This is a genomic window from Microbacterium sp. A20, assembly GCF_004794515.1.
Taxonomy (GTDB): domain Bacteria; phylum Actinomycetota; class Actinomycetes; order Actinomycetales; family Microbacteriaceae; genus Microbacterium.
The window spans coordinates 23480-40792 of sequence record NZ_SSDF01000077.1 but is presented as its reverse complement, the minus strand read 5'-3'; the positions used below and the strand labels follow the sequence as shown (position 1 = coordinate 40792).

Below are 17313 nucleotides of genomic sequence, written 5' to 3'. Positions count from 1 at the left end.
TTCACATTCTCACTCGTGGGCATCATCGCCCTGTCGAGCGGATACTACGACGACCAAGGACGAACGATCCTGTTCCTCGGCACACTGATCATGATCGCACTCATCGTGGTCACGCTACTGCGGTGGATCGCGCACCTCTCGACCTTCGGTCGGATGGCCGACATCATCGATCGAGTCGAAGCAGCGGCATCGAAAACACTCACCACCTACGCAGCTTCGCCCTCCCTCGGCGCCCAGACAGTCGACTCTCTCGACGTTGTAGGCGAGCCCATCCCGTCACAAGAATCGGGATACGTCACTTTCGTCGATGTCGCAGGTCTCGAACAGATCGCTTCCCGACTCGGCGGTGAGATCCAGGTGCTCGCTCTGGCTGGCCAGTATTCCGACACCGTGGCACCACTCGCCGTCATCCGAGGACGGAACAGCCCCGATGAAGAAACACGGGACGCGGTCGTTCGCGCTTTCCGCATCGAAGCGCACCGCACATACGAACAAGATCCTCGCCTCGGCATGATCGCTCTCGCCGAAATAGGCAGCCGCGCTCTATCTCCCTCGACCAATGACGCGGGCACCGCGATCGAGATTCTCAGCGTCCTGCAACGAGTGCTGTCCAAAGCGCTCACAACTGCCCCAGATCACGCCGTGACGTACCCACACCTCTGGATTCGACCCGTCGCGCTCACCGACCTCATCACTGATGCGTTTCGTCCTATCGCCCGTGACGGCGCCGGCATCATTGAAGTGCAGATCCGGCTGCAGAAGTGTCTTGCCTCACTCGCTGCCGCCGCACCTCAACATGCGCACCTCTTCGCGAGCGCAGCAGACCGGGCTCACAACTACACACGCCACACGCTTTCAGACGAAGAACGAAAAGAACTCGGCGAAGTGCGTCGCACAATCTGGGATTGACCCACCATCACGACCTTCGCCGGCCCGTCCGCAGTCCCTGCACCGTTCCGGACGGGTGATGGCGCGCGGCAGGACCGGCCGCGGATTGGTGGACGAACACTCGGCTCGTCAACGGCATGCAACCTAGGCGACCACTCTGCCGTCGACGTGTCAACATGGTCTCGCTTTGTGCGCTGCCGCTAGATCCAGGACCCGCGGTACGCGGGGATACGTATGTACGTACGGTGCGGGACCCTCGTCCCGCCATAGTCTTCGGGCAGACGGCTTTCGCGTTTCGCGTAATGAAAGATGCACGCGTCGGTCTCATCAGTAACAGACATCCAGACCCGAAACCCGCGGGATGTTCCTACCCACTTCCGAGTGCGCCTTGACGCGCCCCGGTGAGGAAGTAGCGCCTCACCGTCTATTCGAAACGGAACAATGAATATATCTGCACAGGCACCGCACCGCCGCCGCCCTATCGCGGTACTACTGTCCATTCTGATGATGGCCGCCAGCATTCTCGGTCTGGCTCAGTCCGCGCAGGCAGCGCCGACGGTCACCTACCCTGACGCGATTTCGAGTATCCAGCTCGACAAGTTCGACGGCAGCGACTCAGCGCTGAATTCTTCCGAATCAGTGCGCATCAGCGCGGAGTGGGCGGTGCCCGATACCGCACAGCCGGGGGAGACGTTTGGCATGGCGCTTCCTGTGGAGTTCGGTCGCTACGACATCGGGCAGTTCGACATCACGGATCCGGTGTCGGGTGTCGTCATGGCAAACTGCGTGGTCAGCGACGGCGCGGCCCCTGATGTCGTCTGCACGCTCACGGCCGACGTCATCGGAATCGATGACATCTCCGGGTCTTTCTGGATGCGCGGGCAGGTGCTGCAGTCGACGACGGAAGAGACGGTGAACTTCGAGGTCGGTGACCAGATCATCGCCGTGGACCTCCCTGGGCAAGGCGGAATCACCGGCGAGGGAACCATCGCCTTCGACACGCCATTCAAGGTCGGTGGACCGAATGTCGTGGATGGACGGATGAACTGGTTGGTCGCGATTCCCGGAACCTACCTTCAGGGCGGGGCTTTCACCGTGAACGACGCGCTTGACCCCAACCAGGAGAATCATCACTACACCGGAGACGCATGGCTGCAGCAGCGCGCGGTGGCTGCCGACGGGACCTACGCGGGAGAAGCGACCGATGTCGATGCCTCGCACCTGAACGTGACGTTCAGCGAGGACCTGAAATCATTCACGGCGACGGGGCAGGGACTGGAACAGGGCCCTGGCGTCGTCTACTTCTTCAACTACTCGACGGACCCGGATGGCATCGTGCTGGACGGTGACGTGTTCGGCAATAACGCCACCGTCCAATCCGTCGAGGTCCGGGCCACCTACACGCAGGAGTCCGGCGGCGGTGGCACCGGCACGGGCGACCGCTTCACCCGGTTCACGCTCACCAAAGCCGTCACCGGTCCGCAGGCCCCGCTCGCCGAGGACGCCGAGTTCACCGTGCGATATAGCGTCAAGGGCTCGACCGCGGGACCGACGACCGTGACCCTGCACGCGAATCAGTCGATTCGGAGCGACCGTGCGCCCCTGGGCTCGACCTTCGTGATTGAAGAGATCGACGTTCCCGCCATAGATGGCCTCGAATGGGGTGCGTGGACGCTGACCGGGGCGGGCGTCGTTCCCGGAGCGGACGGAACCTACGAAGTCACTCCCACGACCGATAGCGTCGACCTGGTCCTCACCAACGTCGCCAACGACGTTCCCGTGATTCTCGGGTCCATCTCTTGGACGAAGACAGACCCCGACGGTGACCTGCTGTCCGGTTCTGAGTGGGCGCTGACCGGCCCCGGCGGGACTGTGAACGTGACCGACAACGGTGAGAACGACACCGATCCGATGACCGGGGCGCTCATGGTCAACGACCTTGCATTCGGTGAGTACGAACTGATCGAGACCGAAGCTCCTGCGGGCTTCCGGCGGTCGGACGAGACGTCGGTCGGAACGGTCGATGCCACTCACCTCGCCATCTCCTTGGGAGCGGTCATCAACACGCCTCTCACCCCGCTGGTCCCGCAGAATCCGACGCCGGCTGAGCCGGGAGCACCGCAGAGCCCGCCGGCTGGATCCGATGCGGGCACGGACTCGTCCCGCCTGGCTGTTACAGGTGCAGAGATCACGCCTCTCGGAGCGATAGCCGCCGCGCTGCTTCTGACCGTGGGAACAGTCCTGTACGCGTGGAGCAGACGACGCCGCACATCAACGGCGCCTGCCTCCGAGGCGGAGACTCGGTAGGACCGCCCCTACCACCGCGGAAAGGCCCACAATGCGTGCCGGCTGGCATATTGTCAGCCGGCACGCCAGGCGCAGATCGAGCACAGCTTGCTGATCTATCAGACCGTCTCGCGACACGCTGAACCCGGCGATGCAATGGGTCCGCATGGAGCTCCATGGCGTTTAGACCAGGCACGGGCCGTCCTTGAGGCCCCACCCCGTCGACGGTGCTGGCTTCGCCCCGTCGACGGCAGTTTCGTGGTCAAGTAACTGAGCAGGTGCTTCACGCTGCGGCAGCAGCGCGTCGAGCCGCACCGCCTCGCGCTCCGTGCGGATTCACGCGTGTGTGCTCCGGGACACTCATCTCAACCGGATACCAGCACGACCTCGATCACGTTACCCTCATCGCGACTTCCACATCAGAGACCTCTGGTCTGATCTCGGATGCGCCAGCCATCGTTGCTGTGAAGGACGGGGCGCCGTCGATCACGCTGCATTCTCCCGACGATGGGGGCAGCGCCGTGGAAGTGTCGGGACCGCTGGGAGCATGGACAGTCGACGCCCTTAGTGCGTACAAATTCTCAGCGCAGAATTTTCCAGTAACAGCGTTCCGGGTGAGGAGGCAGTGGTCAGCGTCAGCCTCGCCCAAGAGGGCGACATCGTTCCCGCATGAACGATGGTCACGGAGATGCTCGACACGGAACACGTCGACCTGTTCTTCCAGAGCAATCCGGTGACGCTGTCGCCGGGCGCTCATGGTGAGCAGGCACGGAGATCGTCGGGACCATGGATGAGGGTGCGCGCGAGAGTCTCGAATTCGTGTGGACAGATGACCGGTCCTACCCTCACCGCAACATTGATTACTGCTGCCGAGCACCTCGCGGGTGCTGTCCCTAGCAGCCCCGCTCCCGCCTGCCTCCCCGTCACGATCGCAGTCGGCCAGGGCGGACCTCACATTGTTGCGACTGGCGTCCTCTGGTAGCGACCTGCACGCCGGCACTGGGGCCGTTTCCGCGCTTGTGGCATGGACGACCTCTCGGCGGTGCGCGCGAGCCCCCGGAACATCGCTCGAGCCTTATTTCGATTCCGCCCCCTTCGTGCAAGGTCATCACGGACGCTGCCGCAACTCTCAAGGCGGTATCCGGGGTCGATGACAAGACTCTGCATCACCTGGTCCATAGACTCCTTCTGCACGCGAACAGCACGCACCCTCGACATCAGCGATCTCGGTGACGCGCCGGTCGGTCGCGCGTTCGCAGACGCGTGGAACACTGCCTCATGATGTGCAGCCGTCAGGATAGGCTTTCCCGTTCTAGTCGGAGGAGCGGACCGTGTGCAGCAGTCCGATGCGCAACGATGTGCCGTCGGGGGACTGCAGCACGGTGAAGAGTGTGCGGGTGCAGGTGCGGCAGCGCACGATGGCGGCGTGGTGGTCCAGCTCGACCACGGCCTCGGCGAAGACCGCGAGGGAGCCGCATCCACCGCAGGTGCCGACCAGTGCGGTGACGTCGGCGCCGAAGAGGTCCCAGAGCATCCCCGCGATCGCGTTCCCGTCGACGGTCTGTGCGGGGGTGGCGGCATCCATCACTTTCCTCCGAATCGTTCGGTGCGCACACGTTCCGGCGCGTGCCCGATACCGACCAGCAGGTCGGCCACGTGCTCGACGAACCCGGTGGGCCCGCACACGAACACCAGCGGGGTGCGCTCAGGTGGCCAGGTGGCATCCCGGAGCACCCCTTCGGTGACGCGTCCGACGGTACCCGCCCATCCTTGGGGAGCGGAACGGGTGAACACCCATCGCACATCCGCTGCCGCGCCTGCGGGGGCGGTAGCGAGTTCGCTGCGGTAGAGGGCCTCGTGCGGAGTGCGCACCGAGTACAGCAACTTCACCGCGTCGGTCGCCCCGGTGGACTGCGCCGCCCGCACCATCGACATCAGGGGCACGATGCCGGAACCGCCCGCGATGAGCTGTACGGGACCGGGTGTCTCCGGACGCCAGACGAAGAATCTCCCCAAGGGACCTTTCACCTCGAGCTCGTCACCGACGCGGACGTCCCTGACCAGATAAGGGGAGACCTCGCCGTCGGGGATCTCGTCGACCGCGAGTTCTATCGTCTCGCTGTCCCCGAAGGAGGCGAGCGAGTAGGAGCGGACCGCCTGGTAGCCGTCTTCGGCCGTGAGCCGGACGTCGACGTGCTGTCCCGGGTCGCTCCCGGCCCAGCCCGGCACGTCGAGTCGGATCGTGCGGGCCGAATCCGTCTCGGCGTGTGCGCCCGTCACCCGTGCTTCGCGCCAGCCGCCGACCGTCACCAATAGCGTTCCTCCGTCCACGGGTCGCCGTGCATGTTGTAGCCGTTCTGCTCCCAGAAACCGGGGGCGTCCTCCTCCATCAGCGTGAATGCTCTGAGCCACTTGGCGCTCTTCCAGAAGTACAGGTGCGGCACGATCAGCCGAGCGGGGCCACCGTGCTCCGGGTCGAGCGGCTCGCCCTCGAACTCAAACGCGATCCATGACTGCCCGCCAAGAAGATCATCGAGGGCGATGTTCGTCGTGTATCCGCCGTAGGAATGCGCCATCGCGAAGGAGGCGGCGGTGTCGACCCGTTCGAAGAGCGTGTCGAGCGAGACTCCGCGCCAGGAGGTGCCGAGCTTCGACCATCGCGTCACGCAGTGGATGTCGGTGTGCACGTCTTCGATGGGCAGCTCGTGCAGTTGATCCCACGTCCAGGAGACGACCTCGCCGACCTCGTTGCGGATGCCGAAGCTCCATTCCGACATGTGGATGTTCGGCGTCGGCCCTGCGGACAGCACGGGGAAGTCCTCGGTGAGGTATTGCCCTGGCGGCAGTTCCGGGTTGCTCTCCCTGCGTCGAGCACCGAAACCTCGGGATATCACGGCCATGATGTTTCTCCTGTCGTTGACGGCGGGAATCGGTTGCTTCAGAGATCGAGTGCGCCGCCATCGGCGGTGCGCGCCGGGCCGGAAATGAAGCTCATCAGGTCAGACGGTACTCCGTGGCGTGTGCCCGCGTGCGAGGAACAGCCGGGTCCAGACATCCATGTTGATGATCACCATAGTGAGCGCCTCGATGGCGGCATTGTCGAAGTGCCGGCGAAGATCGTCGTGCGCGGGCTGGATATCTCCCCGACGTTGGCCGGAGAGCGCTTCCGCGTAGGCGAAAGCCGCGGTCTCGGCAGCGGTGAAGTGCGATGATTCACGCCAGGCCGAGATGACGTCCACCTTCACCGGCGGGATGTCGAGGCGTCGCGCCTCTTGCGCGTGGAGGATCGTGCAGTACGCGCACCTGCTGTTCACGGCCATGAGGAGCCGGACGAGCTCACCGAGCTGAGGATCGAGAGGCAGGTCTGCTCCGGCGGGAGTTCCATATGCCGCCGCCATCGCGCGGGGGATCGAATCGAAGTCCGTCTCGTTGTGATCGATGCGGGTGTCGACGAACTCGATCCCCTCGAAATGCCGGGCGGTGATCTCGGAGTCCATGATTCATCCTTCGCTTCGGGCCGGCAGGGAAGCGGGCGGGCGCCCATGCCCGAAACCATGAGTCCATCACGCATGCGACGGAAATGCACCCGGAAGAGCCGTGAATATCACTTAGACCGCGATCTCCTACCCGCGGGTACGTGTGGCCGGCCGCTCCTGAGCGGTGCGCAGATGCTCGGCCATGGCAGGTTCGGCCGCTCCGCAGTTCCTGCGACGGCGTATTTAGGGAGTGATGGACAGGAGGTTCGGGTGCGATCTGTGGGATCGCGTCGTTTCCGTTGCGTATCGCGATGATTTCGATGAGTTCCCCGGTTGGCGTGCGCAAGAAGTGGATGCCGTTCAACATAAAGGGCGGAGGTGCCAGCGCACCGCCGAATGGACACGCCCCCGGGCCTTCGCCGAGCGATGATTGGGGGGTCATCCGAGCAACATCCCGCCTCTTGGGGGTGCGGTTCAGAGGACGAGCTCACCGCCGTCAACGACGAGGGTCGTGCCCGTCATGAAACCAGCGAGTCCGGATGCGGCGAACACCGCGACCCGAGCCACCTCGTCTGCGACGCCCGCTCGTCCCAGTGGGATGCGGGTCAGGTAGGCGTCGAGCGCTGCGCGGCCTTCTTCGCTTCCGGCGAGTCCGGTGCGGACGCCAGGTGTCTCGATGAGGGTCGGGGCGATGGCGAGAACTCTGATACCGTGCGGCGCGAGGTCGCGCGCAAAAGCCTTGGTCGCGCCGACGATGGCATGCTTTGCCGCGACGTAGTGCGCGGAGTTCGTCGCGGCTACCAGCCCGGACACCGAGACCATGTTGACGATCACTCCGGGGCGCCCGGCATCGACCATCTGCTGAGCGACGGTGCGCGCTGCGAGGAACATCCCTCGCTGGTTGAGCGCGTGCAGACGGTCGTATTCCTCATCCGTGAGGTCCAGCGTGTCGATGATCGGGAAGATACCCGCGTTGTTGACCCAGACGTCGATGCGTCCGGTCTGCGCGGTGATCGTAGCCATCGTACTTTTGACTGCGTCCGAATCCGCCATGTCCAGACGATGCGATTCGACGGTGGTGGCGAAGCGGTCGCGCAGCTCCTGTGCTGCCATGACGAGCCCGGATTCATCTATGTCGAGCAGTACGACAGTTGCGCCTGCTTCGGCGAATCGGCGGGCGCACGCGAGGCCAATGCCGTTCGCAGCGCCGGTGATAACGGCGACCTTCTCACGAAAATCGATCATCTCCGCGAGCGACAGCTCAGTGATGTCAGGTGTCTTCATGGCCTTCTTCCTCACTTGTGTTGAGTGCATCAAACGTAGACGCGACGTGCTCAGGCCAGGCCTGCGACCAATTCCGCAATGACAGGCGCGAGCTGCTTCTCATCTCTTTCGGTCGCTTCGAAGCGACCATCGATCACGCGCTGTCCGGCATGCGGGATGGCCGCATTCTCCAGCGTGCGGATCACCCCCAAGAACGCAAGCACTGATTCAAGCGCGCTCGCTGCGCGCGTTCCTCCACTGAGTCCGCCATAGCTGACGATCGCGACGGGCTTGCGTTGCCATTCGGTGAAAAGGTAGTCGAGTGCGTTCTTTAGCGCAGGCGAGTATCCGTGGTTGTACTCCGGACTGATCAAGATGATGGCCGACGCGGCTTTGACACGCTCGCTCCATGCGCGAGTGTGATTTTTCTCCTGCGGGAGGTTCAGCTCGGGCACGGACGGTTCGTCGAGAAACGGCAGGTTAATCTCTGCAAGATCAGCGAAATCGACGTCAAGCCCGGCCGCGTTCGCTCGCTCCTGCACCCAGCGAGCAATCGGGAGTCCGATGCGGCCTGGTCGAACACTTCCGACGATGATCATTGTCCTTGACATGAGAGTCTCCGTTTCCCAATAGGTTTCTGAACGAAGGGCCAGCACTACGGCTCTGAGCGATCGCCACGTCGACAATCTCACCGCTGAGGTCGGGCATCAGGGGCGTTGAAATTCCCAGGGCCAGGCGGTGGGTCGGGCTCGCCGGCAAGAATCCGGACGGCACGTTGTTCGAGCTGGAATGCGGTGCTGAGGTGCAGATCGGGATCTCGTGTGTCCGCTGCCCCCGTGCGAAAAATCTCTGCGGCGTCGCGGAGAATCCGTGCTTTCCTCTGGGACCAGGCTTGGCCCATCAAAGCACTGCCAGGGTCGTTCATGCGTCGGCTCGCGTTTCTTCGGGGCGCCTGCGCGCGAGGGAGTCTGGAGCGGGAGCATCCTCGGGGTTGTCTTTCCGGCGGCCGGCGCATGCGGCGTAGACCGTCGGAAAGACCAGCCATGTAGGGGATTTGTGAGGTTCGTGATTCCGCCATAGGATCGCCGATGCCGGAGGTGCCGAGGTATGTGATCCGATGGGGTGCATCAGCCACTCACGCTGGTCTGTCATCTGGTCGCCCGATCTCTCGGCGTCGTGTCAGCATGCGGTTTCGGACCGGGATCGACGGGTCAGGGTCGGCGCCGTCACTCGACGATTCTCGTCAGCCGGAGGCGTTGCAGTGTAATGGTCGCGTAGCCGATGCCCCATGCGAGTCCGGCGGCGGCGATGCCGCCGCCGGCCATGAACGTGATGGGTGCTGATTCCATAGTCACGCCGACTATCAGCAGTCCGATGAGCACGATGACGGCGAGAACAGCGCCCGCGACGAGCCAGTGTAATCGGAGCTGAAGCCGCTCCCGTATAAGCCTCATGCGCTTCCTGCCCGTGCCCATCTCACGACCTCCTTGACGTCCCTGCGGCGTGGCTCAGGGTGCGCGATTGATGGTTTCCCTCGCCCATGAATAGCCTGCGGTGCGAGTCGCACAATGGCGACCGGCTGGTCATTGGGAGTGATCATCCACACCGCAGGCGACCGGCGCCGACTGGGGAGACGACGCTGGTGTGTTTCCCATCATCCCGACCTACATAGTCAAGAGATATACGCATACATACGTACGTCAGGGGTCGAGCACGAACTCCGGGAAAGTGCGCCGCACGAGGGTCCGCAGGGCTAGGAAGCCAGGAAGGACGAGAGCAGACGCGGCAAGCACCACCAGAAGCCGAGGCCCAGAGCGAGCACCAGTGCCGCCGCAAGGGCTGCGGAATAGCCTCCGACGGCGACGTGCTTCTTGCTCCGCATGGGGGAGATCAGGACGCGATCGCGAAGACCGCGGCCGCGACGGTCTCGAGTACGCCGATGTATCGCAAGGGAAAACGATGTTGTCGGCGGGTGCGGTGGAGAGAGCCACGGCCAGCGGAGGCGCTGGGATCGTGTCGTCCATGAAATCAGCTCCTTCGCTGTGCCGGGCACAGGGCCAGCGCTCATCGCGCGGCGGCTCTACCGCAACATGAGGGGGAGTCTCTCCGGGGAGGGGATAGAGACGCGCCCCTGGGCCTCGGGTATGCCCAGCGAGACGGGGATAACCCGACGTCTCATCGGCGCGAAAATCGTCGTCACACAGAGATTCGGCCGTGAGGTCGTGCGTATACGTAGCTACCCGAGGTGGTCTCGAATCGTCCAGGAAGGTGGCGTAGCGTGGCGCGGACCAGGACGTCTCTCGAATGACGATCATTTGATTCTCAGGGACAGAAGGGGTAGCCATGACTCTCGACGAGCAGTTCGCGAAACTGATCGCTGATGGCCAGAAGGCTTTGGACCGAAACAAGCCTTTGGGGCAAACATCTCTACGCAGCCGCGAGGAGTACGAGCAGAAGCATCCGGCTCCAGCCTCGCCATTGCGGCGCCGGCGCGAAGGCTCAGGCGACTGAGCCCGGCGGCGCAGGAGCCCCGTGGTAGGTGGTGGCCGAGCGGCTTCGTTACCGGAGCAGGAGGGAGATTACAACCTCTTGTCGGTCCTGTGGCCCGTTCGTACGGTGGAAGCGCGGGGCATCCCCAGTGCCTCGAAGTTGCGGCCGTAGTCCTAGGTGGTCGTAGCGGGTCGGGACCCCGACCAGCTTCCCCAGCGGGCGGGTCCCGACCACTGGACATCTCCTGCCGCAGCAGCTGCCTCCCGGAGCAGCCTCGGCCGGCGGGCAAAACATGGAGGTTGATGTGGACCGTGAGACGAGGGCGAAGAAAGTGGCGACTCTCCAGAACGCCGCAGCGGAGTTCCGTCGGCTGGCCGAGGACGGCGTGGAGCCAGACATGCATCTGGTTTCGGCGAACCTTCTGGAGCGGCGTGCGGCGCGCATCGCGACCGGCGAGGACGACTTTTCTGAGGTTGAGTTCGACGGGTCGCCGGAGAGCTGAGGTCTGAAAATAATGAAGGGACGTGCTGGGGAGCACGATCCGTTCTTCCACCTCCGTGCGGAGTGATGCGTGACGGATCCGGCAGCGGACACCTCACGTTTTCAATCGGAGAGACGCCGGTATCCCGGGTTCCTTACGCGGACGGTTGCGATTTCTTGAAAGGCACTCAAGGCGACAAGGACGAGGCCATCGTCGTCTGATCTGGACTACAGACTTGCACAGGGGGATCCAACGAAGGGTGACAAGGCGACCGGCAGGTCACCTTCGAATACGGCACCGCCTACGGGGATGTCCCGTTAGACCGCGGACAAGACGGCTGCCTGGTCGGTGCCGGTGCCGGTGCCGGTGCCGGTGCCGGTGTCGGGGGTCGCGGTGGCGATCGCGCCGCCGTTCGCCACAGCGTCGGTCACACCGGTGGCAGTGACCGCGCCCGACGCACCGGGAGAGGGGGGCATATCAGCGGTTCCTCCCAGTGGCTGCCGATGGCCTGCGGTGCAGTCGGTCGCCCCGCATGATCACGTGGTCGCGTTCGCGACCTGCACCGCAGGCTCTTTCCCGTCAGCGGCTATCGTCCGCCTCAGGATGCGTGTGTGCTGTCACGTGCGGCGATCTCGGCAGTGAGAGCCCGATTGTTTGGCGGTCCGAGCTCTTGAAGACGCGCAGATCTCGGTGTCAAAAACCGTCGATAACGGAGGGGCAGTCGCGGCGAACGGCGAACCCGTCGCGTACGGGCCCTTCGAAGTGACTCTCGAATGCGTCTGGAACGAGCAGCAGGTGCAGGCGCTGGAGCCCATGACCCGAACGATCGCCGACGGAGGGACGGTGACCTGGACTGAACTTCCCCAGGGCGCCGAGTGCGCGGTCTCCGAGACGGAATCCGCGGACGCTGAGTACACGACCCTCGTCGTCACGGAGGGAGGTCAGACGGGAGAGATCATCACGGGAAACACGGCGGAGCTCGAACCGCTCCCGGATATGGAATCGCCGGACCAGACGTCTGTGGCGATCACCAACGTGTTCACCACCGGTGACCTCCGCATCGCGAAGATCGTCGACGGGTCGGGCGCAGACGGCATCTCACGGCTCTTCCCGGTGCAGGTGACGTGCGTGCTCATCGATGCGTCCCACCCGGATCCCGGCCTGGTCGTCCACGACTCGACATATGAGATCGGAGGACCGAGCCGATCGACGGCGCAGATCGAGGGAGTGCCCTCCGGCAGCGACTGCGTGATCACCGAGACAGACACCGGCGGAGCGGCCGCGACCACGGTGACCGTGGACGGTCAGGAATCGCCTGGCGCATCCGCCACCGTCACGATCGCGGATCAGACCACCGGCATCGTCTTCACGAACACGTTCATCGCGCCTCTCCCCGCCACGGGGAGTCCGCGGAGGTGTTCCGTCGGGCTCGCGAAGAGTTCCCCGACGACGTTGCTCTGGGCGCGTTCGAGGCGCTGACGCTGCATGAAGCTGGTGAAGTGAACAGGGCACTCGGAACTCTGCTCGCCCTGCTGGCTGATCACGTCCACGCCGGGGAGCTCGACAGGTACAAGCAGGCGATGCGCGGCAACGCGGAGTACTTGATCTCGCTCGACGCTGATCGGTAGAGCTGTCCTCTGGCGTCAGGGTGTGACGATGTCGAACCCCGGGTCGCCGGCGGTGAGCACCGAAGTGAGAGTGCCGAAGGCTGAGCTGTCCCCGGTCATCTCCACGCCCGGGCTGTCGGTGTCGCCTGCGACCAGCGCGAGCAGCCGCGGCTTCGTCAGAGACAGCGATGCCTGGGCGGTGGAAGAGTCCGCGGGCTTTTCGACGTAGACGAGCACGCCGTTTCTGAGCGTGACCCGGAAGTTCCGATCCTCGTCCGTCAGCGTGAAGTCGAGCGCGACTTCGAGATCCCAGGCACGGGGACCGTCGACGGAGATCGCAACCGAGTCGAACAGCTGCTCCGCCGTGAGCTGCGCCACGATCTCGGGCGCATTCGTCGTGGTCGGAGTGCCGAAGTTGCCGCTGCGCAGCTCGGTCGCACCGGACATGTAGAAGTTCCGCCAGGTGCCGTTCTCGGCACCGTACGCCAGCTGCTCGAGTGTCGCCGCGTAGAGCTCGCGCACCGCGGTGTTCTCCGGTTCGGTGAAGATCGCGTGGTCGAGGAGTGTCGCCGCCCATCGGAAGTCGCCGTCGTCGTAGGCGGTCTGCGCGGCTTCGACGATGCGGTCGATGCCGCCGGCGAGTGCGACGTAGCGCTCTCCGAGTGCCTGGGGCGGGTGTGGCCAGAGGCGGGCGGGGTTGCCGTCGAACCAGCCCATGTACCGCTGGTAGATCGCCTTGACGTTGTGGCTGACGCTGCCGTAGTAGCCGCGGGCGTGCCAGGAGTTCTCCAGGATCGGGGGCAGCTGGATCTCTTCGGCGATCTCGGCGCCGGTCATGCCCTGGTTCGTCATCCGCAGGGTCTGATCGTGCAGATAGGAGTAAAGGTCTCGCTGGAGGCCGAGGAACTCGAGGATCTCGGCGTTGCCCCAGGTCGGCCAGTGGTGGGAGGTGAAGACGACATCGGCCTGGTCGCCGTAGCGTTCGATGGCCTCGGTCAGGTACCGCGACCAGACATGGGGATCGCGCACGAGCGCGCCACGCAGAGTCAGCAGGTTGTGCAGGGTGTGGGTGGCGTTCTCGGCCATGCACAGGGCCCGGTACTTCGGGAACAGGAAGTGCATCTCGGCCGGAGCCTCGGTGCCCGGCGCCATCTGGAACTCGATCTCGAGGCCGTCGATGGTGTGGGTCTCTCCGGTCGCGGCGATCTCGATGGTCGGTGGGATGATGCCGGCGTGACCGGTCGATGTCGTCTGCCCGAGCCCCGCCCCGAGCGCTCCCTTCGCACTGCGCTCGAGCGCGGCACCGTACATGTATCCGGCCCGCCTGCCCATCGCGGTACCCGCGTACACGTTCTCGGCCACGGCTTCGGCGACGGTGCCCTCCGGCGCGATGATCTCGACACGGCCGGACTCGACGTCGTCCTTGGAGACGATGCCGAAGATGCCGCCGAAGTGGTCGATGTGGCTGTGCGTGAAGATGACGGCGACCACCGGACGCTCACCACGGTGCTGCCTGTACAGGCTGAGGGCTGCTTCGGCGGTCTCCTTGGAGATGAGCGGGTCGATCACGATCACGCCGGTGTCGGACTCGATGAAGCTCACGTTCGACAGGTCGAACCCGCGCACTTGGTAGACGCCTTCGAGGACCTCGAACAGGCCGTGCTTGGCGACGAGGGTCGACTGGCGCCAGAGGCTCGGGTTGACGGTGTCGGGGGCGTCGCCGGTGATGAAGTCGTAGCTGTTCGCGTCCCAGACGACGTTGCCGTCCTCGTCGTGCACGACCGCGGGGCTGAGGGTTCCGAGGAACCCCCGGTCAGCGGCTTCGAAGTCCCGCGTATCAGTGAACGGCAGTGTCGCCTTCAGTGCCTCCTGCTGCCGCTTGATCGCCGTCGTCGCTTCGTTGTGCACCATCGTCGCCTCCCGAGTCGCGTCCGCTGCATCGCGGGTAGTCGTTTGTCTCAGCCTCGCAGCGGCCCACTGTGATCACAACCATGTGTTCGTCCGGCACGGGTGAGGTGGCCGGCTTCGCGTATCGGGGGCGGGGAGTTTTTAGTGCGTCTGCTTTGCGGAGAGGTGACAGTTTTGGTTAGGCCGCGAGGCCCAAGTTCTGGTTGACCATGGTCTCGAGCTCAACGGGCATCAATCGACCGAGTGTGAGTGCCGACGAGTGTCGCATTCAGTAGACTCACCAAACGTGAGCAATCCCGGCCGATTCGCTCTCGACTCCGGAGAATGGGGCTTGGCGCCGATAGTGCGGATAACTGGTCTTCATCGGTGATGGGCCAGACATTGAAGTGAGATCGGGCTGCTCTCGATGCGATACCTGGTCTTGACGTCTGTGAACGGCCAGGCAGTAAAATTGTGGGGCTGGGTAGGTGAGAGCTCGCTTCAAAGGCTCCGCGGTAACGCTTAAGCCCTTCTCGAAATTAACCGCGCTTTCCGCCTCGGCGAGGAGCGCCTGATGACACTCGCACCGACTATGTCGAGCACACTAATACACCAGCCGCGCGGGGAGCTTAGGCGCCCCCACGGCGCCACGACGAACGAGGCTCTTCGTGCCGTCCGCCTGGCCGGCGATGTCGAACCCGGTTCGTGCCATGCACAGATCGATGAGCGACGGACGGTTGCTACTCGTACGAACGGCGTGAGGGACTCCCCGGAGACCTGCGGCGTTGTCCATGACGGCAGTCATCATCTCTGCATTTTGCGGCGCGAACGGCACGGATGCGGCGTCGAGGTAGTGTGCCCACTCCCATACGTTCTCGTCATCCGGATCACCGAGGTAGTCACGGCCTGTGGGGCGCTCGACCGGCAGCATCCGAAGATTCGCGCACGCGGTCTCCGCGTCGGGAAACAGATCCACCCAGCTCGCGATTCCGATGCGCGCGGCGGTGGGGTCGGTGCGTGTGCCGGGATACGCGCGGACAGCCTTCTGGATGTCCTGCTTCACCTTTCTCAGTACCTCGCGCGGTGCCTGCGACGCCGTCTCGCGTCGAGGTGCAACCACGAACAGAACGCACAACCCAGTGTGTGCGAGAGAGCGTCGGTGAAGGATACGGACGAGACGCTCGACCTTGTCGTAGAACCATCCACTGTGGACTGACGCGGTGACCTCGACCGCGATCCTAAGACCGTCCGTTCGCACGAGCGTGAGGTCGGAACCGCCAGACGCTCCCGTGGTCGGAACAGGGTCGCGGAGACCGTCGTACGCGAGGCGCGCCATGCTGCTGAGCTTCTCGCCGAGCACCATGCCGACGTTGCCGAACTCTGCCATTCGCAGGCCGAATTCGGTCGCGATGACGTTGTGACGGGCGAACTGTCGGTCGGCATCGAACGGCGCGCCGGCCGTCGTTGAAACCCACTCGGCGTAGGACATCTGGCTCTCGAGCTCGCGCAGCAGAGCACTGGGCTTGGTTGGCCGAACGAGTAGACCATCGCGGAGACGCTCTCCAGGTAGAAACAGCGCGCCCATCTGGCAGAGTTCGACGAGACCGGCGTTCCACATTGCTGACAGAATCGAGCATTCGCCGGCCGCGAACTTCTTCATATCGGTGAGGGCTTCTAGCTGCTCGACTGTCATCGTGCGCCACTGATCCAGTGCAGCGATTGTGCGGTAGACCTTCTCGCGGTTTCGGGGAGCAAGGACCCTCGACTGCGCGTCCTCCTCGGTCATCGTCAGCCACGAAGGGGCGGCCGAAAGGTCCGCTGCGGCAAGCGCGCGGAAGTCGTCCGCGGAGTACCAGTCGCCGGTCGATCCGGTGCGCCATACACTCGACCAGAATGGGTCCGTGCGCAACGCTGCGCGCCTCGGATGCAGTGGCGTTCGCGACGGCATTTGCGCCAGCGCCAACGTCTCCACCGTCCTCCGGTCTCGTCGCTCGGCATGAGTCATGAGCTGCCACCTACTTCGGAGGCCCGGTTTGGTCCGACGCGATCTCGGAAAGGATTTGGGAAGGAGATGAAGTCGAGCATAAGTTCCTCTGAGTGTGTGCGATCCTCGACCGAGTCGAGGATCGCAATTGCCTAGTGAGGTCTCTATGCGCGACGTCGCGCAAAGCGTCGATTCTAGGTCGCCCACGACTGATTCTTTCGTGCGCTTATCTCCCATGCGCGGTCCGCCGGCGCACATCACCCACTCACCCTCTCAGCCTGTGTATCGTCTGCGCGCGCTACTCTCGCTCTATCCGCGTCTGAGCTTGGCCTTCTAAGAGTCACGCAGCGCGCGTAGTTCCTCGGCCCGTTCTCCCGTCGTGGCTGAGGCAACCCGACTCTCATCGTCACGGGTTCGTTCCGGTTAGCTCTTCTGATCGTTGGGCTCATGCCGCTGCCCGGAGCTCTACCGGCAGCCCCCTGCTGAGCCTTCGATCTGCGTGGGAGCTAACCGAGCACAGGGTCCGCCTGCTCCGACGCGTTCGCATCACGCCGAGCCCCGCTCCGAACTCACAAAAGGACGGGACCAGCCCTCGGGGTGAGCTGTTCATGTCCTCGTCTTGCTTCAACGCGATCCGCACTGAACCTCACTGGCCATCGTGCTCCAGATCGTGCGCCTGGCCCGCACGCCTACCGCCCGCTCACGGTCCTGCAGCGCCAAGCGTGCGTGGGAACGTTGTAGTCCGCCCGCGCGTATGCCGTCGCCGCGGCGCTCTGCAGCGGTGACTTAGCGAACGACCGACGGCGAGCAACCGAACGACACTGCGAGCGAAGCGAGCACGGGGAAGAGAGGGCAGGGAGAAGGGAGGGAGTGACCTCTCTTACTATGGGCTCGGCTGCGCTGCGCGTCCTCGCATTCGGCTACCGACCGCTCGTCTGACCTTGCTGCTCG

At 64.2% G+C, this 17313-nt stretch carries 17 protein-coding genes; 6 read left to right on the top strand and 11 right to left on the bottom strand.

The genetic code is table 11. The features are described from left to right. Nucleotides 1-909: DUF2254 family protein (locus tag DW298_RS10670; protein ID WP_136042463.1), on the top strand; the 909-nt coding region annotated here is incomplete at its 5' end. Between the two features lie 486 nt (nt 910-1395). Continuing rightward, on the top strand, nt 1396-3195 hold the full coding sequence (locus DW298_RS10665; protein ID WP_136042462.1) for a SpaA isopeptide-forming pilin-related protein: 1800 nt from the start codon (nt 1396-1398) through the stop codon (nt 3193-3195). 1291 nt (nt 3196-4486) lie between these two features. Here the strand turns inward: DW298_RS10665 and DW298_RS10660 are convergent. The 8 genes from DW298_RS10660 to DW298_RS19740 all read right to left on the bottom strand — a co-directional run bounded on the left by DW298_RS10660 (nt 4487) and on the right by DW298_RS19740 (nt 9795). Beyond that, nucleotides 4487-4759, bottom strand: coding sequence for a DUF6510 family protein (locus DW298_RS10660; RefSeq protein ID WP_136042461.1), 273 nt, complete (start codon nt 4757-4759; stop codon nt 4487-4489). Further along, on the bottom strand, nt 4759-5484 hold the full coding sequence (locus DW298_RS10655) for a ferredoxin reductase (RefSeq protein ID WP_136042460.1): 726 nt from the start codon (nt 5482-5484) through the stop codon (nt 4759-4761). The genes DW298_RS10660 and DW298_RS10655 overlap by 1 nt, the downstream gene beginning before the upstream one ends. Then, on the bottom strand, nt 5481-6074 hold the full coding sequence (locus DW298_RS10650; protein WP_136042459.1) for a sulfite oxidase-like oxidoreductase: 594 nt from the start codon (nt 6072-6074) through the stop codon (nt 5481-5483). The genes DW298_RS10655 and DW298_RS10650 overlap by 4 nt, the downstream gene beginning before the upstream one ends. 99 nt (nt 6075-6173) lie before the next feature. After that, nucleotides 6174-6671, bottom strand: coding sequence for a carboxymuconolactone decarboxylase family protein (locus tag DW298_RS10645; RefSeq protein WP_136042458.1), 498 nt, complete (start codon nt 6669-6671; stop codon nt 6174-6176). A gap of 453 nt (nt 6672-7124) precedes the next feature. Next, nucleotides 7125-7934, bottom strand: a complete 810-nt coding sequence (locus DW298_RS10640) for an SDR family NAD(P)-dependent oxidoreductase (RefSeq protein ID WP_168429569.1) — start codon at nt 7932-7934, stop codon at nt 7125-7127. Nucleotides 7935-7984: 50 nt separating this feature from the next. Next, on the bottom strand, nt 7985-8512 hold the full coding sequence (locus DW298_RS10635; protein ID WP_205820342.1) for an NAD(P)H-dependent oxidoreductase: 528 nt from the start codon (nt 8510-8512) through the stop codon (nt 7985-7987). 627 nt (nt 8513-9139) lie between these two features. Next, entirely contained in the window at nt 9140-9367 is a 228-nt protein-coding gene (locus DW298_RS10630; protein ID WP_205820341.1) for a hypothetical protein, read from the bottom strand. A gap of 299 nt (nt 9368-9666) precedes the next feature. After that, complete coding sequence (locus DW298_RS19740) at nt 9667-9795, bottom strand: hypothetical protein (protein ID WP_275087546.1); 129 nt, start codon at nt 9793-9795, stop codon at nt 9667-9669. Between the two features lie 461 nt (nt 9796-10256). Here DW298_RS19740 and DW298_RS19340 point away from each other — a divergent pair, with 461 nt between their 5' ends. Both DW298_RS19340 and DW298_RS10625 read left to right on the top strand, forming a co-directional pair. Beyond that, nucleotides 10257-10424, top strand: a complete 168-nt coding sequence (locus DW298_RS19340; protein ID WP_168429568.1) for a hypothetical protein — start codon at nt 10257-10259, stop codon at nt 10422-10424. Between the two features lie 271 nt (nt 10425-10695). After that, a complete protein-coding gene (locus DW298_RS10625; RefSeq protein WP_136042454.1) occupies nt 10696-10905 on the top strand; it encodes a hypothetical protein in 210 nt (69 codons plus the stop codon). A 296-nt stretch (nt 10906-11201) separates the two neighbouring features. Here DW298_RS10625 and DW298_RS19335 read toward each other — a convergent pair whose 3' ends face one another. Beyond that, a complete protein-coding gene (locus tag DW298_RS19335) occupies nt 11202-11360 on the bottom strand; it encodes a hypothetical protein (RefSeq protein WP_168429567.1) in 159 nt (52 codons plus the stop codon). Between the two features lie 214 nt (nt 11361-11574). Here DW298_RS19335 and DW298_RS10620 point away from each other — a divergent pair, with 214 nt between their 5' ends. Together DW298_RS10620 and DW298_RS19735 are read left to right on the top strand one after the other, a co-directional pair. Continuing rightward, nucleotides 11575-12363: a DUF5979 domain-containing protein gene (locus tag DW298_RS10620; RefSeq protein ID WP_168429566.1), complete on the top strand. Its 789-nt coding sequence runs from the start codon at nt 11575-11577 to the stop codon at nt 12361-12363. Nucleotides 12364-12383: 20 nt separating this feature from the next. Continuing rightward, a complete protein-coding gene (locus DW298_RS19735) occupies nt 12384-12512 on the top strand; it encodes a hypothetical protein (protein WP_275087545.1) in 129 nt (42 codons plus the stop codon). Between the two features lie 15 nt (nt 12513-12527). Here the strand turns inward: DW298_RS19735 and DW298_RS10615 are convergent, their stop codons facing one another. Both DW298_RS10615 and DW298_RS10610 read right to left on the bottom strand, forming a co-directional pair. Next, nucleotides 12528-14402: an alkyl sulfatase dimerization domain-containing protein gene (locus DW298_RS10615; RefSeq protein WP_136042452.1), complete on the bottom strand. Its 1875-nt coding sequence runs from the start codon at nt 14400-14402 to the stop codon at nt 12528-12530. Between the two features lie 580 nt (nt 14403-14982). Continuing rightward, a complete protein-coding gene (locus tag DW298_RS10610; protein WP_205820340.1) occupies nt 14983-16164 on the bottom strand; it encodes a hypothetical protein in 1182 nt (393 codons plus the stop codon). Between the last annotated feature and the right edge of the window lie 1149 nt (nt 16165-17313).

Bases quoted from the DNA above. Each gene is read 5' to 3' on its own strand.
- DW298_RS10665 (WP_136042462.1), top strand. From the start codon at position 1,396: ATGGCCGCCAGCATTCTCGGTCTGGCTCAGTCCGCGCAGGCAGCGCCG.
- DW298_RS10660 (WP_136042461.1), bottom strand. From the start codon at position 4,759: ATGGATGCCGCCACCCCCGCACAGACCGTCGACGGGAACGCGATCGCG.
- DW298_RS10650 (WP_136042459.1), bottom strand. From the start codon at position 6,074: ATGGCCGTGATATCCCGAGGTTTCGGTGCTCGACGCAGGGAGAGCAAC.
- DW298_RS10645 (WP_136042458.1), bottom strand. From the start codon at position 6,671: ATGGACTCCGAGATCACCGCCCGGCATTTCGAGGGGATCGAGTTCGTC.
- DW298_RS10640 (WP_168429569.1), bottom strand. From the start codon at position 7,934: ATGAAGACACCTGACATCACTGAGCTGTCGCTCGCGGAGATGATCGAT.
- DW298_RS10635 (WP_205820342.1), bottom strand. From the start codon at position 8,512: ATGATCATCGTCGGAAGTGTTCGACCAGGCCGCATCGGACTCCCGATT.
- DW298_RS10630 (WP_205820341.1), bottom strand. From the start codon at position 9,367: ATGAGGCTTATACGGGAGCGGCTTCAGCTCCGATTACACTGGCTCGTC.
- DW298_RS19740 (WP_275087546.1), bottom strand. From the start codon at position 9,795: ATGCGGAGCAAGAAGCACGTCGCCGTCGGAGGCTATTCCGCAGCCCTT.
- DW298_RS19340 (WP_168429568.1), top strand. From the start codon at position 10,257: ATGACTCTCGACGAGCAGTTCGCGAAACTGATCGCTGATGGCCAGAAG.
- DW298_RS10625 (WP_136042454.1), top strand. From the start codon at position 10,696: ATGGAGGTTGATGTGGACCGTGAGACGAGGGCGAAGAAAGTGGCGACT.
- DW298_RS19335 (WP_168429567.1), bottom strand. From the start codon at position 11,360: ATGCCCCCCTCTCCCGGTGCGTCGGGCGCGGTCACTGCCACCGGTGTG.
- DW298_RS10615 (WP_136042452.1), bottom strand. From the start codon at position 14,402: ATGGTGCACAACGAAGCGACGACGGCGATCAAGCGGCAGCAGGAGGCA.
- DW298_RS10610 (WP_205820340.1), bottom strand. From the start codon at position 16,164: ATGACCGAGGAGGACGCGCAGTCGAGGGTCCTTGCTCCCCGAAACCGC.